Origin of the sequence: Bacteroides graminisolvens (genome assembly GCF_963666085.1) — a bacterium.
Lineage (GTDB): Bacteria > Bacteroidota > Bacteroidia > Bacteroidales > Bacteroidaceae > Bacteroides > Bacteroides graminisolvens.
Window position 1 is genome coordinate 2,809,843 of sequence record NZ_OY762556.1, and the last position, 17,958, is coordinate 2,827,800.

Sequence of the window (17,958 nt, forward strand, 5' to 3'; positions counted from 1 at the left end):
ACTATCTTATTTTAAAAAGCCTGTTCAACTCATCTTGTAGTTCTTCGGATACCCAGAATACGCTGTTTTGTTCCATGTTTGTGAAGCCGCAGTCAACTACAGCCGATGTATATTGTGGAAACGAATTGGCTTTGCTGAAATTATTTTTCCAATGCATGGCACGTATATTCAGCGGATGATTCCACAATTCACGAGGAATACCCAGAATGTTAAGCCGGGAAGTTGGATATACATGATCAATTTCCCAGCCAAACATGCTTTCCTTATTGTTGAAATCATCATAAGCAATCCACGCGCCACAAGCATCCTTCCTTATGCGGTCGGGGTTGTATTCGTCAACGGCTATGGCTGCACGCCAAGCTATATCTTTTAGTTCGGGTTTCATGAAAGTTTTAAACTCATTCAACTGTTTACGTACTAAATGTATTGGTTCGTCAAAGATTGAAAAAAAAAGCATTTTGCACAATGGTTTTATCAGTTTTTTTTCTATTTTTTTAATCAATAACGGTAAAACGTGCAAAGCGTAGTAACAATTGTTTTTCGCCTGCATGACGGAAACGGATCGTTGCTTTGGCATTGTCGCCACTACCTTCCAATTTAGTAACCTCTCCCATCCCGAAGCGCTCGTGCTGTATGTTTTGTCCCACTCGCAGTTCGCCCAAAGAGGTTTGCATGCTTTGAGCCGACTGGTTTTCTGCACTGCTGCTTGCTACCTTTTTAAGGTTGCGGGGCAGCGTTGGTGCAATAACCTGTGCTCGGGGACGTATTTGCTGCCGTACTTCTTCTTTCCGGAAACGAGCAGCCCCTTCGTCCACTTTGTGACCGATGCCTGCTTCGTGCGGTAAATCCAGAAAACAGGTATCAATGTCACGTAAGAACCTGCTGGGTGTGCCAAATTCCATCTTTCCGTAACGGAAACGAGTGCGAGCATATGACAAGAAGCAATGTTCCTCGGCACGGGTAATGGCCACATAAAACAAACGGCGTTCTTCTTCCATGGCACGGGGGGAATCTCCCGCCATGCTTCCGGGAAATAGATTCTCTTCCATACCTACTACAAAAACGTTACGGAATTCAAGTCCCTTGGCTGAGTGTACGGTCATGAGTACCACCTTAGCCCCTTCGTTATCTTTGTCGGAATCCTGATCGGTAAGCAAGGCTATGTCCGACAGGTAGTCCGACAAGCTGATGTCTGTACTACCCTCTTCCATACGCAGGGCACAAAAATCCTGCAGACCGTTTACCAACTCCTCAATATTTTCTTGTCGGCTCAAGCTTTCGGGAGAATTATCGGCATGTATATCGGTCATAATACCTGAACGGCGGATGATATCAGTACCTATCTGATAGGCATTGTCTGTACCTAGGCGATCACGGAACGATTCAATGAGTTCACGAAACTCCTGCAACTTGGTATGAGTACCTTTATTTATAGAGAGCTGATACGCCAGCGGATCACACAATACATTCCACAAGCTGGTATTATTTCCCGTTGCCGCCTCAATTATTTTACCCAGAGTGGTATCACCGATTCCCCTTGCCGGGTAGTTAATGATACGTTTGAAAGCCTCTTCATCAGCCGGATTTACCGTTACACGGAAGTATGCCACCACATCTTTGATCTCTTTACGCTGGTAAAATGAAAGTCCGCCATAAATTTTATAAGGCATTCCGTTTTTCCGCAAGGTCTCTTCAAAAATACGGCTCTGAGCATTGGTACGGTACAAAATGGCAAAATCACTGTATTCATAGTCGTGACGGCGGCGAAGATCTTTGATTTTGTTAATCACAATGTCGCCCTCTTCAACGTCAGAATAGGCCTGAAATACACCGATGGCCTCCCCTCTTTCCTTTTCAGAGAAGACCTCTTTGCGTATTTGCCGCTGGTTTTTTTCAATGAGACTGTTGGCCGCACACACTATGGTTTGTGTGGAGCGGTAGTTTTGTTCCAGCTTAAATACGCGGGTATTGGGATAGATCTTGGTAAAATAGAGAATGTTATCAATGTCGGCACCACGGAAAGAATAAATACTTTGGGCATCATCACCCACCACACAAATGTGTTGATGTTCGCCGGCCAATTGTTGCACAATGCTGTGTTGTGCATAATTGGTATCCTGATACTCGTCGACCAACACGTAACGGAACTGCTCGCGGTAGCGTGCCAGCACATCAGGATGCTTCTGAAACAGTATCCAGGTGTAGAATAACAGATCATCAAAATCCATTGCTCCGGCCTGTCGGCAGCGTTCCCAATATCGTTGGTACACTTCACGTATGGCGGGCATTTTAGTTGCCGCATCGGCTTCACAGGCTTCTTTGTTGGCAGCATAGCTGGCAGGAGAAACCAAATGATTCTTAGCATTAGAGATACGGGCTTGTACGGTACCGGGCTTGTAAGTCTTTTCATCAAGTCCCATTTCTTTGAGTATGGAACGGATGAGACTTTTACTATCTGCCGAATCATAAATGGTAAACCGCGAGTTAAACCCCAGATGTTCTGCTTCGGCACGTAGAATGCGGGCAAATACGGAATGAAAGGTTCCCATCCAGAGGTATCGGGCAGCTTCTGCTCCTACCTGACGGGCAATACGTTCTTTCATCTCACGGGCGGCTTTATTGGTAAAGGTAAGTGCCAATATGTTGCTTGCACGGTAACCGCTGCTCAGCAACCAGGCTATTTTGTATGTCAGCACGCGCGTCTTGCCTGAACCGGCACCTGCAATAACGAGAGAAGGTCCGTCATTGTAGAGTACGGCAGCACGTTGGCTTTCATTGAGTTCTTCCAAGTAATTATCTTGCATGATGAAGTGTTTCTATCTGTTTTGATACGCAAAGATATAAGAAAGTTGTAATACTGGCGAACCTTTTTATAAATATGGCGTTATTATAATCAAAGTTTCAATCACGATTAAACATTGAGCTTATGAATACATTATTAATGTCTTTAATATTTATGACTATGACTTATAATATGCCGACGCTTCCTTATGCAACCAATGCATTGGAACCTGTAATCAGCCAGCAGACAATTGAGTTTCACTACGGTAAACACCTGCAGGCTTATGTAAATAACTTAAATAGCCTTGTTCCGGGTACGGAATTTGAAGGAAAAAGTGTGGAAGAAATTGTAAAAACTGCTCCCGATGGCGCTGTATTTAACAATGCCGGACAAGTTTTGAATCACGAACTGTACTTCACACAATTTGCTCCGAAACCTGCTCATAGCGAACCGGTAGGCAAACTAGCCGAGGCTATTGTGAAAGATTTCGGCAGTTTTGATAATTTCAAGAAAGAGTTTACTGCTGCCTCTGTTGGCCTGTTTGGCTCAGGATGGGCATGGCTTTCTGTTGATAAGAGCGGTAAACTGGTAATTACAAAAGAAGCCAACGGAAGTAACCCGGTGCGTGCAGGACTGAAACCGTTACTAGGGTTTGACGTATGGGAACACTCTTATTACTTGGATTATCAAAACCGCCGTGCCGACCACATCAATGCTCTTTGGAGTATTGTTGACTGGGACGTTGTAGGAAGCCGCTTTTAAGGCTTGACTCACACCGCTTTACTAAAAGCGTGGCGTTGAAACAAATAAAACACAGATATTGATTTTAATGTCTGTGTTTTTTTATACCTTTGCGGCCTGTATAATATCTGATGTCTATGAAGTTTGTTTATAAAGATCAAGTACAGCGATTTCTTCTGGTAATATTTTTACTGTTTTTCTGTTTGATAGCTATCAAGGCGCATGACTTGACAGTTGTAAAAGATCAAATAAAAGATAGTAAAGAGATTCTTTTTATCAGCGCATACCACTCCGATACACGCTACACCTCCGAAAACATAGCCGAATTCATTGACACTTACCGCAATCTGGGCGGAAATTGTTCCGTAGTTATTGAAAACATGAACTGCATGGGGCTTGATGAAGCGTATGAATGGCCTCATAGACTGAAACGGCTTCTTGATAAGCATCCTAATGTTGCCATGATTATATTATTGGGTGGTGAGGCTTGGAACTCTTTCCTGAAATTGAACGATCCCGAATATAACAAGGTGCCGGTGATGTTTGCTATGGCTTCCCGCAATGGTTTCTTGATTCCGAACGATTCTATTTCTCTCACTGATTACGAACCGCAGTCTGTGGACATGTACGAGCAAATGCACAGTGTAAATGTGAAGATGGCTGTTGCCAGTAATCACGATGTGATTAAAAACATAGAACTGATTCGCACACTTTATCCTAAAAACAATCATTTGGCCATATTGACAGATAATACTTACTATGGCCTGGCACATTATGCGTACATAAGGAAAGAACTAAAGAAAATTCGGGAGATTCATCCTATTTACATTGACGGAAGAAAAAAGAACCTGGATCAGGCTGTAGAGGCTTTGCATGAGGTTCCTCACAACAGTGTGTTGTTGCTTGCCATGTGGCGGATAGACAGTTTGAAGATGTCTTACGTGAATAATGCTGCAACTGCTTTTCAATTTGTACAACCACATATACCGGTATTTTCGCTGACAGGCACTGGTATGGGGCATTGGGCTATTGGCGGATACATGCCTCATATTGAAGGAATTGGCAGAAGACTTGGCTTTAAGGCCTATGAGGTGCTTGACAAAAAAGAAGTCAAGGCTCCCGAAATGATTACTTTGCGCAATGAATACAGGTTTGATGATCAAAAGATCAAAGAGTTCAAAATAAAGTCCTCACTGTTACCCGAAAATTCAATTCTGATTAACCACATCCCTCCTTTCTTTGTGGTTTACAAGAAAGAAATAGAAACTTTATTCTTGGTTTTCATTACGTTAGTATTGGGTCTGGTTACCAGCTTGTACTATTACTTTAAAATGAAAGCTCTGAAAAATAACATGGCTTCTTTGAATGAAGAGCTTAGACACGATAAGGCTAAGCTGGAAAAATCAGAAGCCGACTTACGTCATGCCAAAGAATTGGCCGAAGAAGCTAACCTCATGAAGAGTGCTTTTGTGTCTAACATGAGTCATGAAATTCGTACGCCTCTTAATGCCATAGTGGGGTTCACCAGCTTATTGGTTGAAAATGATTGTGCCACGGAGGAACAAAAGGAATATGCCAAGATCATTCAAACCAATTCAGATTTACTGTTGCAACTCATTAGTGATGTACTTGACATTTCTAGACTGGAATCGGGTCGATTGAAGTTCAATTATGAAATACGTGATTTGGCGGCTACACTGAGCGATATGGTTGTTCAAACGCAACGCTTGTCGCAAGAAAAACAAGTAGCGATAGTTACCAGTTTTTCTGATGAGTCACTGATCATTGAAACGGATCCGTTGCGCTTACAGCAAATTGTAATTAACCTGGTAAATAATGCCTTGAAATTTACTCCTCCCGGAGGTAAAATTACCATAGGATTTGAAAAAGATGTTGAAGATAAATGTGTGCTGGTTTCTGTCACAGATACCGGTCGTGGCATTCCTGCCGAGAAACATCGGGATGTATTTAAACGTTTCGAAAAGCTAGATGAATTTATTCAGGGCACGGGACTAGGGCTCTCCATTTGTAAACTTACCATTAATTATATGGGAGGTGATATCTGGATTGATCGCGCATACACTGACGGAGCACGTTTTGTGTTCTCGCATCCGTTTACACAAGCGGATAGAAAAGCATAGTCTTTTTATTTATCTCCGAAAAATTACTTTTTCAATAGGGTTTCTCAATTATTTTGTTTTACTTTGTCCGCTGTAAAGACAAAGGGGTGCCCTAAAGGCTGAGATTATACCCTACGAACCTGATGCAGATAATACTGACGCAGGGAATTGTTATTTTTCTTTTCTTATGTAAACTCTTCTTTTAACAGGCGCTACGCTTTGTTTTTACATCTATTTAATACTGAAAATAATGGAGGTAATAGTCAACAACAAAGCAACAGTGATTTCCGAATCAGCTACACTGGAACAGCTCATTAGTGGGCTCAACATCTTGTCCACAGGAATGGCGGTGGCTGTGAACAAACAATTAATTCCTCGTACACAGTGGAAAACCTTTTCATTAACTGAAAAAGATGAAGTAGTGATCATCAAGGCAGCCTGCGGAGGATAACACATGGCCAGTCTACAATTTATTACCCACGAGACGGAACAGTTTTCGTATCGTGAAGGGGCTTTTATGGCTTTGGAAGCCGGCTGTAAATGGATTCAACTGCGCATGAAAGATGTAGCTGTTGAAACGGTGCGGCAATTGGCTGAAGAGCTAAAAAAGGCTTGTGAAAACCACCATGCATTGCTCATCATTGATGACTATGTTGAGGTAGCTCGTGAAGTGAAGGCCGATGGTGTGCACTTAGGTAAGAATGACATGCCCATTGAGGAAGCTCGTAAACTGTTGGGTGAAGGCTTTATCATTGGTGGTACAGCTAACACCTTTGAGGATGTGAAGCGACATTACGAAGCAGGGGCCGATTACCTGGGCATCGGACCGTTTCGTTTTACTACGACCAAAAAGAACCTGAGTCCTGTTCTGGGACTGGAGGGGTATCGTAACATCAAACAACAAATGATTGAAGCCGGTATTATTTTACCGGCGGTAGCTATTGGCGGTATCACCGTGGAAGATATTCCGGCTATACTGGCAACCGGCATAGAAGGTATTGCCATGAGTGGCGCCATTCTACAAGCACATGATCCGGCTGCTGAGATAAAACGCATACTTACCATGTAGTGAAAAACATACGTTTAAAGAAATGAATACAATGAAGAAACTTACAATTGCAGGGAGAGAGTTTACCTCCCGTCTGTTCTTGGGAACGGGAAAATTTAGTTCGAATGAACTGATGGAAGAAGCTATTCTGGCTTCGGGCACACAACTGGTCACAGTGGCAATGAAACGAATCGACATGGATAATCAGGAAGATGACATGCTGAAACACATTGTGCATCCGGGTATCGGACTGCTACCTAATACATCGGGCGCACGCAATGCCGAAGAGGCTGTCTTTGCAGCACAAATGGCACGTGAAGCCTTTGGTACCAATTGGTTAAAGCTGGAAATTCATCCTGATCCGCGTTACTTGCTGCCCGATCCTATTGAAACATTAAAGGCCACGGAAGAACTCGTGAAACTGGGATTCGTAGTACTCCCCTACTGTCAGGCCGATCCTGTGTTTTGCAAACGTCTGGAAGAGGCAGGTGCGGCTGTTGTGATGCCGTTGGGCGCTCCCATTGGTACCAATATGGGGTTACAAACACGTGACTTCCTTCGTATCATCATTGAACAGGCTAACGTTCCTGTGGTGGTAGATGCCGGTATCGGTGTGCCCAGCCATGCTGCCGAAGCCATGGAAATGGGGGCTTCGGCTGTATTGGTTAATACGGCTATAGCTGTAGCAGGCAATCCGGTAGCCATGGCTGTTGCATTCAAAGAGGCAGTTATTGCCGGACAAAGAGCGTTTGAAGCAGGTCCGGGTATGACGGGAATCTTGGCAGATGCCAGTTCACCACTTACCGCATTTCTGGATTAAATGAAGCGTATTGTTTAACGTGACAAAAACGAAATAAACCTATAAAGATGAAAAATAGAATTGAATTTCCAGCATCGGAAAAAGTATATATGACAGGGACCCACTACCCTGATTTACACGTGGGTATGCGTAAAGTTGAACAAATGCCAACCGTAACGGTTAAAGATGGGAAAAAAGAACTGGTTCAAAATCAGGATGTTTACTTATACGATACCAGTGGCGCTTACAGCGATCCTGATGTTTGCATTGATTTGGAAAGAGGCTTGCCCCGCATACGCGAACGTTTTATTCGGTGTAATGATGATATTGTACAACTAGAAGAGATCACTTCTGAGTACGGACGTATGCGTCTGAAAGACTCTTTTTTGGATACGCTTCGGTTTAAAAACACGGTTCCACCTTATGTGGCGGCTGCTGGTAAGCAAATTACTCAACTATACTACGCTCGTTGCGGAATGATTACGCCCGAAATGGAATACGTGGCCATCCGTGAAAACATGAACTGCGACCAACTGGGTATTGATACGCACATTACTCCCGAGTTTGTACGAGATGAGATCGCTGCCGGACGGGCTGTGATTCCTGCCAATATCAATCATCCGGAAGCGGAACCTATGATTATCGGACGTAATTTTTTGGTGAAGATTAATACCAATATTGGGAATTCGGCTACCTCTTCGAGCATGGAGGAGGAAGTTGAAAAGGCTATTTGGAGCTGTAAATGGGGCGGTGATACCTTAATGGATCTTTCAACCGGAGCCAATATTCATGAAACACGCGAATGGATTATCCGAAACTGTCCGGTACCGGTGGGCACTGTCCCTATTTATCAGGCACTGGAAAAGGTGAATGGTAAAGTGGAAGATCTTACGTGGGAAATATACCGGGACACACTGTTGGAACAGTGCGAGCAAGGAGTCGATTACTTTACCATACACGCCGGTATTCGTTTGCAAAATGTTTACTTGGCGGAGAAACGACTGACCGGAATCGTGTCACGCGGAGGTAGTATCATGTCAAAATGGTGTTTGGTACACAACCGTGAGAGCTTTTTATACGAGCATTTTGATGATATTTGTGATTTACTGGCCCAATATGATGTAGCCATTTCGTTGGGCGACGGTTTACGTCCCGGCTCCATTCACGATGCCAATGATGAAGCTCAGTTTGCTGAACTCGATACTCTAGGCGAACTGGTGCAACGAACATGGAATAAGAATGTTCAGGCATTTATTGAAGGTCCCGGACATGTACCAATGCACAAGCTGCGTGAAAATATGGACCGTCAGATGAAGGCTTGTCACGAAGCTCCTTTTTATACTTTAGGTCCTTTGGTAACGGATATTGCACCGGGCTACGACCACATTACATCGGCCATTGGAGCTGCGCAGATTGGCTGGATGGGCACAGCCATGCTATGTTATGTCACGCCTAAGGAACATTTAGGATTGCCTGATAAAGAAGATGTGCGTACCGGGGTGGTGACTTATAAGCTGGCAGCTCATGCGGCCGATTTGGCAAAAGGGCATCCTGTAGCTCAGGTAAGAGACAATGCGCTGTCAAAAGCTCGCTACGAGTTCCGTTGGAAAGATCAGTTTAACTTGTCACTTGATCCGGAGAGAGCATTGGAGTACTTCAAAGCGGGGCATCACGAAGAAGGAGAATACTGTACCATGTGCGGTCCTAACTTCTGTGCCATGCGTTTGAGCAGAGATTTGAGTAATTGTAGTTTATAGGGCACTAAAAGAAATAATATGTGGTTTTCAGAAGAACTGGAAAAGATATCGTGGGAACAGACAACCCGCGATATCTACGAAAAGACCGATGCCGATGTGCGTAGGGCCTTAGCAAAAAAGCGTCTGGACGTGGAGGATTTCAAAGCACTTATTTCACCTGCGGCAATACCTTATCTGGAGGTGATGGCGCAGCTTAGCCGAAAGTATACATTGGAACGTTTTGGTAAAACTATTTCTATGTTTATCCCGCTCTATATTACCAATTCTTGTACCAATTCATGTATCTATTGCGGCTTTAATCATAACAATCCCATGAAGCGTACCATCCTCACGGAAAAGGAAATGATTAACGAATACAAAGCCATTAAGAAGCTGGCTCCTTTTGAGAATTTATTATTGGTAACGGGCGAGAATCCGGCTAAGGCAGGGGTTGATTACATCAAGCGGGCTTTGTTATTAGCACGCCCTTATTTTTCTAATCTTCAAATTGAGGTTATGCCTCTTAAATCAGAAGAATATGAGCAACTTACACATGCTGGATTAAATGGAGTTATCTGTTTCCAGGAAACGTATAACCGAGCTAATTACAACCTTTATCACCCTCGCGGGATGAAGTCTAAATTTGAATGGCGTGTTAACGGCTTCGACCGTATGGGACAAGCCGGCATACATAAAATAGGTATGGGTGTACTGATTGGTTTAGAAGAGTGGCGCACAGATGTTACCATGATGGCTTATCACTTGCGTTACTTACAAAAGCATTATTGGAAAACAAAGTACAGTGTAAACTTTCCTCGCATGAGGCCTTCTGAAAATGGAGGATTTCAACCCAATGTCGTTATGAGTGATCGGGAACTGGCACAGCTGACCTTTGCGATGCGTATCTTTGATCATGATGTGGATATCTCCTATTCCACCCGCGAATGTGCCGAACTTCGTGATCAGATGGCTACGTTGGGGGTAACAACCATGAGTGCGGAAAGTAAGACTGAACCGGGTGGTTACTTCAGTTATCCGCAAACATTGGAGCAATTTCATGTGAGTGACGAACGTAAAGCAGTGGAGGTTGATGCTGCCTTGCGTGCATTGGGAAGAATACCGGTATACAAAGACTGGGATTTAGCATTAGACAGAATAAAATGATGGAGAGATATAACAGGCAGATGATGCTCCCGGAAATAGGTCAGGAAGGGCAAGACAAGCTGCAAGCTGCTAAAGTACTTGTTGTTGGCGTTGGGGGACTGGGCTCTCCCATCGCCCTTTATCTGGCTGGTGCCGGCGTAGGTACGCTGGGACTGGTAGATTGTGATGTGGTAGATGTGTCGAACCTGCATAGGCAGGTATTGTATACGGAGGATGAAACGGGTGATTTGAAGGCAGTGTGTGCTGCCATGCGTTTGCAGGCGCTCAATCGGAGTATTACCATTCATGCTTTTTCGGGCAGGTTGACGAAGGAGAATGCTGAAGAGCTGATTGGTGCTTACGATTTGGTGGTTGACGGATGCGATAATTTTGCCACCCGGTATTTGATAAACGACGTATGCGTAAAGTTGGGTAAGCCCTATGTGTACGGGGCTATTTGTGGTTTCGAGGGGCAGGTATCTGTCTTTAACCACAATTCGGATAAAACATATCGCGACTTATTTCCCGATGAAGAGTTGATGCTCAAAATGCCCCCGCCTCCCAAAGGCGTAATAGGTATGACACCGGGTGTAACAGGCTGTGTGCAGGCTATGGAAGCCGTGAAGATTATTTGTGGTTTGGGTGAAGTGATGGCGGGTAAACTTTGGACTATAGATATTAGAACCTTGCAAACTAACATCTTTTCACTATAAAGTTTGGAGCGTATGGCATGAATGAGCTAACTTTGTGGCAATTTTCACATTTTTAGAATGAAACTGATTGTAATAACGACTCCGAATTACTTTGTAGAAGAGGATAAAATCATTACTACTCTCTTCGAAGAAGGACTGGATATCCTTCACTTACGTAAGCCCGACATGCCGGCTATTTATGCGGAAAGACTGCTGACTTTGATACCCGAGAAGTATCATCGTCGCATCGTAACGCATGACCATTTTTATTTGAAAAATGAGTTTGATTTGATGGGTATTCACTTGAATCGTCGTAATCCGGAGGAACCTCATGATTACCACGGACATGTGAGTTTCTCTTGTCATTCCTTGGAAGAGGTTGAGCAGTACAAAGATAAATACGAATATGTTTTTCTGAGTCCGGTTTACCCCAGTATATCGAAAGCTTCTTACGAGCCTCCTTATACGCCTGAGGAAATAAGAGAAGCAGTTGCCAAAAAGATTATTGATAAGAAAGTCATTGCTCTAGGGGGCATAACTCCTGAAACATTACCCGAAATAAAAGATTTCGGATTTGGAGGTGCGGCTGTATTAGGTGATCTTTGGAATAAGTTCGATGCATGTACTGAAATAAACTACAAAGGTATTGTAGAGCATTTCCGACAGTTAAAGGATATGGCGGAATAAAAACAGAATCATCATTATACACAATAAACAGGGCTGCCAAAAAAGCAGCCCCATTTTTTGATATAAAAAACTTAAATTTAAGGATAAATCATTCTTCAATGGCTGCCTGCGCTGCTGCTAAGCGAGCAATGGGCACCCTGAAAGGAGAACAGCTTACGTAATTGAGTCCCACTTTATGGCAGAACTTCACAGAAGAAGGTTCACCACCGTGTTCACCGCAAATACCACATTTCAAATCGGGACGAACAGAACGTCCTTTCTCGGTTGCCATTCTTACCAGCTGTCCCACTCCATTCTGATCCAGTACTTGGAATGGGTCTACCTTTAATATTTTCTTTTCCAGATATACCGGGAGGAAAGAAGCAATGTCATCACGAGAGTAACCAAATGTCATTTGTGTGAGGTCATTGGTTCCAAAGGAGAAGAATTCTGCCGATGCAGCAATCTTGTTGGCTGTAAGTGCTGCACGAGGTATTTCAATCATCGTACCTACTTTAAACTCAATGCGCATTCCCTTTTCGGCAAATAAAGCTTCAGCCTCGCTGCGAATCACCTTTTCTTGCTCGTTGAATTCGTACACAATTCCGGTCAGCGGAACCATGATTTCAGGTATCGTTGTTATGCCTTCTTTTTTCAGTTCAAGTGCAGCTCCCAGAATGGCACGAGTCTGCATTTGAGTTATTTCAGGATACGTGTTTCCTAAGCGACATCCGCGGTGTCCTAACATAGGGTTGTGTTCGCACAAAGCTTCCACACGCTGCTGAATATACGCAAGCGTAACTCCCATGGCTTCTGCCATTTCTTCCTGACCTTTCAAATCATGCGGAACAAACTCATGCAAAGGAGGATCCAGCAAACGAACTGTAACCGGATAGCCTTGCATGGCTTTAAATATTCCTTTAAAATCATCTTGCTGATAAGGTAATATTTTGGCTAAAGCTTTGCGTCTGCCTTCAGCATCAACAGCCAGAATCATTTCGCGCATGGCTTTAATCTTTTCACCTTCAAAGAACATGTGTTCCGTGCGGCACAAGCCGATACCGACCGCACCAAAATTACGGGCAACAGCAGCATCGTGAGGCGTGTCGGCATTAGTCCTTACTTGCAATTTGGTATATTTATCGGCAAGTTTCATTAATTCAGAGAAGTCGTCTGATAACTCGGCAGCACGGGTTTCTACTTTGCCTTGGTAAACCTCTCCTGTACTACCGTTAATTGAGATGAAATCACCTTCTTTTAACACGGTTCCGTCAATCTCTACCGTACGAGCTTTGTAATCAATATTGAGAGCACCTGCACCTGATACACAGCATTTACCCATTCCTCTGGCCACTACAGCTGCATGCGAAGTCATACCTCCGCGAGCCGTGAGAATACCTTGTGCTACTTGCATTCCGGCCAAGTCTTCCGGAGAAGTTTCCAGACGAACCATCACCACCTTATTACCGGCAGCATGCCATTCGGCGGCATCATCAGCAAAGAATACAATTTGTCCGGTGGCAGCCCCAGGCGAAGCCGGAAGTCCACGAGTCAGTACAATGGCTTGACTTAAAGCTATTTTATCAAATACCGGATGAAGCAGTTCATCTAATTTATTAGGTTCTACGCGAAGTATAGCTATTTTCTCGTCAATCATTCCTTGGCGTAACAAATCCATGGCAATTTTAACCATAGCAGCACCGGTACGTTTACCGTTACGCGTTTGCAGGAACCACAACTTGCCTTCCTGAACGGTGAATTCCATGTCTTGCATGTCACGGTAGTGATTTTCCAGTTTGGTTTGCAAACGATCAAGTTCAGCATAAATCTCGGGCATAGCCTCTTCCATTGACGGGTAGCATTTGGAACGAGTCTCCTCACTAACGCCTGCCAAAGCAGCCCAACGTTGCGAACCGATGAGTGTAATTTGTTGTGGAGTGCGTATTCCAGCTACCACATCTTCGCCCTGTGCATTAATCAGGTATTCACCGTTGAAAAGATCTTCACCGGTACCGGCATCGCGTGAAAAACACACTCCCGTTGCCGATGTTTCGCCCATATTTCCAAATACCATGGCTTGCACGGTAACAGCCGTTCCCCATTCGTCGGGTATACCTTCCATTTTGCGGTACAAGATGGCACGTTCGTTCATCCAGGAATTGAATACGGCACATACGGCTCCCCATAACTGTTCGAAAGCAGATGTAGGAAAATCCTTACCGGTACGTTCTTTCACAGCAGCTTTAAACTTAGCAACCAGTTCTTTCAGATCCTCTACCTTGAGTTCGTTGTCGAGCTTAACGCCCTTGGCGTGTTTCACTTCCTCAATAATTTCCTCAAAAGGATCAATTTCTTCCTTGTTTGAAGGTTTCATTCCAAGTACCACATCGCCATACATCTGAACAAAACGACGGTATGAATCCCATGCAAAACGTGCATTGCCTGTTTTACGGGTTAGTCCTTCAACCACCTCGTCGTTTAAACCTAAATTCAGAATCGTATCCATCATACCGGGCATGGAAGCACGAGCTCCCGAACGTACGGAAACCAATAAAGGATTCTCCACGTCGCCGAATTTGGATCTCATCAATGTTTCAATATGTGCAATGGCTTGTTCAACCTCGTTTTTAAGTAGGGCAACCACTTTGTTGTGACCTAGTTCATAGTATTCAGTACAAACTTCAGTGGTTATTGTAAATCCGGGAGGCACCGGAACGCCAATCAGGTTCATTTCTGCCAGGTTTGCCCCTTTGCCGCCTAAAAGGTTTTTCATGTCGGCTCTACCTTCGGCTTGTCCGTTCCCGAAGGTGTAGACTCTTTTTTTGTCCATAAGTGTGTGTTTAAAGTTATATAAGGTTTTTTCTGTTCGCAAAACTAATGATATTTTGGAGACTGCAAAACATTTTAGGGAAAAATATTCACGTTAAATGTAATTTCAAGATGGCAATATTTAATATTTATAGAGATAGAGAGAATTCTCCCAAAAATGCTTATTTTTGCAAAATAATTAATTATACTGGTGTAAAAGTGGCAAGAAAGAAAAAAGAACTTCCCTTTTTGGAGAAGGTGACTATAAAAGATGTGGCGGCTGAAGGAAAAGCAATTGCTAAGATTGACGATTTGGTAGTGTTTGTTCCCTTTGTTGTGCCCGGAGATGTGGTCGATTTACAAGTCAAGAGAAAGAAAAACAAATATGCGGAAGCTGAAGCTGTGAAATTCCATGAGTATTCACCTGTCCGTGAGGTAGCATTTTGTGAACATTACGGTGTGTGTGGCGGATGCAAATGGCAAATTTTACCTTATCAAGAGCAAATAAAGTACAAGCAGAAACAAGTAACGGACAATCTGACCCGCATCGGAAAGATTGAACTTCCGGAGATCTCTCCTATTCTGGGATCTGAGAAGACAACGTTTTACCGTAACAAGCTGGAATTCACTTTTTCTAATAAGCGTTGGCTTACTTACGAAGAAGTAAAGCAAAACGTAACTTATGATCAGATGAATGCGGTGGGATTTCACATTCCTAATGCGTTTGATAAAGTGCTGGCCATAGAGAAATGCTGGTTGCAAGATGATATTTCAAACCGTATACGTAATGCTGTACGCGACTATGCCTATGAGCATAATTATAGCTTCTTTGACTTGCGCAATCAGGTAGGTATGCTTCGTAACATGATTATTCGTACCTCTACTACGGGAGAACTGATGGTCATTCTTATCTGCCGCATTGACGAAGAACACCATGAGGAAGAAATGGTACTCTTTAAGAAACTGTTGCAGCACATGGCAGATTCTTTCCCCGAAATAACTTCTCTCCTTTATATTATTAATAATAAATGCAACGATACGATAACAGACAGAGACGTGTTTGTCTTCAAAGGGAACGATTACATTTATGAGGAGATGGAAGGATTGAAATTTAAAATCGGTCCGAAGTCATTCTATCAAACCAATTCCGAACAAGCTTATAATTTGTATAAGATAACTCGAAACTTCGCACAACTAACGGGCAATGAGCTGGTATATGATTTGTATACGGGTACAGGTACTATTGCCAATTTCGTTGCAAGCAAGGCCAAACAGGTTATTGGTATTGAATATGTTCCCGAGGCTATTGAAGATGCTAAGGTGAATGCTGATATTAACGGCATCAAGAATACGTTGTTCTTTGCCGGTGATATGAAAGACATGCTGACGCAAGATTTTATCAACCAATATGGCAGACCGGATGTGATCATTACCGATCCTCCCCGTGCCGGTATGCATCAGGATGTAGTAGATGTTATTTTGTTTGCAGAACCTCAACGCATTGTTTATGTGAGTTGCAATCCGGCAACACAAGCGCGTGATTTGGCTTTGTTGGATGAAAAATATAAAGTGACTGCCGTGCAACCGGTAGATATGTTCCCGCATACGCATCACGTTGAGAATGTGGTATTGCTTGAAAAGCGATAAAAACCGGACCGTATGAATGGTCTTTATAAATGATGAATTATGGTGATAACCAAAAAGAAAAAAGAAAAGAAGAGTAAGCCTGTAGCAAGAGCTAAGGCAAAATATACAGCGTATTCTGTGAAAGAAGCCAGCGAACTGATGGATTTCTTAATGAATAAGATAGACGGTATAAGCAGAACTACAGCGAAATCTCTGTTGAGCAAGCGCATGGTTATGGTCGACAATGTGATCCGCACGCAATATAATCATCCGCTTAAGCCGGGTATGAAAGTGCAGGTGAGCAAAAATAAGGGCAATAAAGAATTTAGAAGCAGTCTCCTGAAACTGGTATACGAAGATGCTTATCTTTTGGTGGTTGATAAACGTGAAGGACTTCTCACTATAGGAACTGATAAGCAGAAGGAACGTACTGCTCACAGCATCTTGAATGAATATGTACAGCGCTCCGGCAAAAACCATAGAATATATGTGGTACATCGCTTAGACCGTGATACATCGGGCTTATTGGTTTTTGCCAAGGATGAGAAGACCAAAATTACTTTGCAGGATTATTGGGACAGAATTGTGAAAGACAGAAGGTATGTGGCTGTTGTATCGGGTGAGGTGGAGAAAGACGGTGGTACCATTACTTCGTGGTTGAAAGACAACAAGGTATTTATCACTTACTCAAGCATGACCAATAACGGAGGTGATAAAGCCATTACGCATTACAAGGTAATCAAAAGAGCAAATGGTTATTCATTGCTGGAACTTGAACTGGAAACGGGACGCAAAAACCAGATTCGCGTACATATGCAAGATCTCAAACATCCGGTTCTGGGAGATGTGAAATACGGTGATGGCAACAATCCTATTGGACGCTTGGCATTGCACGCCTACAAACTCTCATTCTATCATCCTGTAACCGATGAGTTGTTAGAGTTTGAAACACCTTATCCTTCGGAATTCAGGAAAATCATGTTGAAACAAAAGACAGCAAAACCAAAGGAAGATGTCATTGATACCGAATAATCTGAAGCGGCTATTCTCTTGATTATTACATAAAAAAGAGTGCTTTTCATTGCGAAGAGCACTCTTTTTATATAATATATTTTATAGACTAATTAAAAGATATCGGAATTAGTAAAAGTAGATTGTATTCCATCAAAAACTCCCGAAAGATAATCATTTCTCACCCAAACATCATCAAAATAGATATAGTTACCCGATCCATACTCTAGAACTAACCCCTCTCTGTAGTCGTTTTGCCAATACCACACAAAACTCCGTGTTTCAGTTTTATAAGGTGCTAGTAAACTACCACTGGTATTGTAACGTTGGTAAATAAAGATTTCGCGGCCCGAGCCGTTGTAGGCAAATTCCAATTGATGCGTACAGTGGTCTCCTGCATTTGTTTCATATGCTTCAACCCACAATTTGGTACATAATTTTGATTCACTGTTTTGGAAATCTTCATTTTCTTCGCAGGAAGTTAACCCCAGAACTGTGATTACTGCAAGTAAGATGCTTACATAGTTTAATTTTCTCATTTTAGTTTTTATTATATAATTGATACTTAATTAAATTTGGTGCAAAGATAAAATTATATTTGAAAGATTCTTTTGTTATTTATACTTTTTTTGCACAATAACGGATGATAACGAACTCTAAAAAGATGTATATTTGCGCCCAAGTTAAGGAAAGATGCCAGAGTGATCGATCGGGACGGACTCGAAATCCGTTGTACGGCTTTGCTGTACCGTGGGTTTGAATCCCACTCTTTCCGCTAAATTGTTC

General features: G+C 43.0%; 15 protein-coding genes, 1 tRNA gene and 1 riboswitch. Of the genes, 12 read left to right on the top strand and 4 right to left on the bottom strand.

Features of this window, described 5'->3' with window-relative positions:
• Nucleotide 1 precedes the first annotated feature (1 nt).
• A complete protein-coding gene (locus ACKPCE_RS11965) occupies nucleotides 2-457 on the bottom strand; it encodes a hypothetical protein (protein ID WP_277638313.1) in 456 nt (151 codons plus the stop codon).
• Between the two features lie 37 nt (nucleotides 458-494).
• On the bottom strand, nucleotides 495-2,804 hold the full coding sequence (locus ACKPCE_RS11970; protein WP_319505357.1) for an ATP-dependent helicase: 2,310 nt from the start codon (nucleotides 2,802-2,804) through the stop codon (nucleotides 495-497).
• A gap of 122 nt (nucleotides 2,805-2,926) precedes the next feature.
• Here ACKPCE_RS11970 and ACKPCE_RS11975 point away from each other — a divergent pair, with 122 nt between their 5' ends.
• The 9 genes from ACKPCE_RS11975 to ACKPCE_RS12015 all read left to right on the top strand — a co-directional run bounded on the left by ACKPCE_RS11975 (nucleotide 2,927) and on the right by ACKPCE_RS12015 (nucleotide 11,748).
• On the top strand, nucleotides 2,927-3,544 hold the full coding sequence (locus ACKPCE_RS11975) for a superoxide dismutase (RefSeq protein ID WP_024995576.1): 618 nt from the start codon (nucleotides 2,927-2,929) through the stop codon (nucleotides 3,542-3,544).
• 116 nt (nucleotides 3,545-3,660) lie between these two features.
• On the top strand, nucleotides 3,661-5,664 hold the full coding sequence (locus ACKPCE_RS11980) for a sensor histidine kinase (protein WP_319505358.1): 2,004 nt from the start codon (nucleotides 3,661-3,663) through the stop codon (nucleotides 5,662-5,664).
• Between the two features lie 72 nt (nucleotides 5,665-5,736).
• Nucleotides 5,737-5,828, top strand: a riboswitch (TPP riboswitch).
• 65 nt (nucleotides 5,829-5,893) lie between these two features.
• A complete protein-coding gene (thiS, locus tag ACKPCE_RS11985; protein WP_319505359.1) occupies nucleotides 5,894-6,094 on the top strand; it encodes a sulfur carrier protein ThiS in 201 nt (66 codons plus the stop codon).
• Nucleotides 6,095-6,097: 3 nt separating this feature from the next.
• Complete coding sequence (locus ACKPCE_RS11990; RefSeq protein WP_319505360.1) at nucleotides 6,098-6,712, top strand: thiamine phosphate synthase; 615 nt, start codon at nucleotides 6,098-6,100, stop codon at nucleotides 6,710-6,712.
• A gap of 31 nt (nucleotides 6,713-6,743) precedes the next feature.
• The gene (locus ACKPCE_RS11995; RefSeq protein WP_319505361.1) at nucleotides 6,744-7,511 is read left to right on the top strand and encodes a thiazole synthase; all 768 of its coding nucleotides are present in this window, start codon (nucleotides 6,744-6,746) and stop codon (nucleotides 7,509-7,511) included.
• Between the two features lie 47 nt (nucleotides 7,512-7,558).
• A complete protein-coding gene (gene thiC / locus ACKPCE_RS12000; RefSeq protein ID WP_319505362.1) occupies nucleotides 7,559-9,247 on the top strand; it encodes a phosphomethylpyrimidine synthase ThiC in 1,689 nt (562 codons plus the stop codon).
• A gap of 18 nt (nucleotides 9,248-9,265) precedes the next feature.
• Complete coding sequence (thiH, locus tag ACKPCE_RS12005) at nucleotides 9,266-10,390, top strand: 2-iminoacetate synthase ThiH (protein ID WP_319505363.1); 1,125 nt, start codon at nucleotides 9,266-9,268, stop codon at nucleotides 10,388-10,390.
• Entirely contained in the window at nucleotides 10,390-11,082 is a 693-nt protein-coding gene (locus tag ACKPCE_RS12010; RefSeq protein WP_319505962.1) for a HesA/MoeB/ThiF family protein, read from the top strand. The genes thiH and ACKPCE_RS12010 overlap by 1 nt, the downstream gene beginning before the upstream one ends.
• A gap of 57 nt (nucleotides 11,083-11,139) precedes the next feature.
• Entirely contained in the window at nucleotides 11,140-11,748 is a 609-nt protein-coding gene (locus tag ACKPCE_RS12015; protein WP_319505364.1) for a thiamine phosphate synthase, read from the top strand.
• A gap of 88 nt (nucleotides 11,749-11,836) precedes the next feature.
• On the opposite strand, the gene ppdK is transcribed toward ACKPCE_RS12015, so the two are convergent.
• A complete protein-coding gene (gene ppdK, locus ACKPCE_RS12020) occupies nucleotides 11,837-14,557 on the bottom strand; it encodes a pyruvate, phosphate dikinase (protein ID WP_319505365.1) in 2,721 nt (906 codons plus the stop codon).
• Nucleotides 14,558-14,754: 197 nt separating this feature from the next.
• Here ppdK and rlmD point away from each other — a divergent pair, with 197 nt between their 5' ends.
• Together rlmD and ACKPCE_RS12030 are read left to right on the top strand one after the other, a co-directional pair.
• Complete coding sequence (gene rlmD, locus ACKPCE_RS12025; RefSeq protein ID WP_024995584.1) at nucleotides 14,755-16,182, top strand: 23S rRNA (uracil(1939)-C(5))-methyltransferase RlmD; 1,428 nt, start codon at nucleotides 14,755-14,757, stop codon at nucleotides 16,180-16,182.
• 39 nt (nucleotides 16,183-16,221) lie between these two features.
• Nucleotides 16,222-17,193, top strand: a complete 972-nt coding sequence (locus tag ACKPCE_RS12030) for an RluA family pseudouridine synthase (protein ID WP_034782522.1) — start codon at nucleotides 16,222-16,224, stop codon at nucleotides 17,191-17,193.
• 92 nt (nucleotides 17,194-17,285) lie between these two features.
• Here the strand turns inward: ACKPCE_RS12030 and ACKPCE_RS12035 are convergent, their stop codons facing one another.
• On the bottom strand, nucleotides 17,286-17,711 hold the full coding sequence (locus tag ACKPCE_RS12035; protein ID WP_276992070.1) for a hypothetical protein: 426 nt from the start codon (nucleotides 17,709-17,711) through the stop codon (nucleotides 17,286-17,288).
• Nucleotides 17,712-17,859: 148 nt separating this feature from the next.
• Here ACKPCE_RS12035 and ACKPCE_RS12040 point away from each other — a divergent pair.
• Nucleotides 17,860-17,947: transfer RNA gene (locus ACKPCE_RS12040), tRNA-Ser, on the top strand.
• Nucleotides 17,948-17,958: the final 11 nt, after the last annotated feature.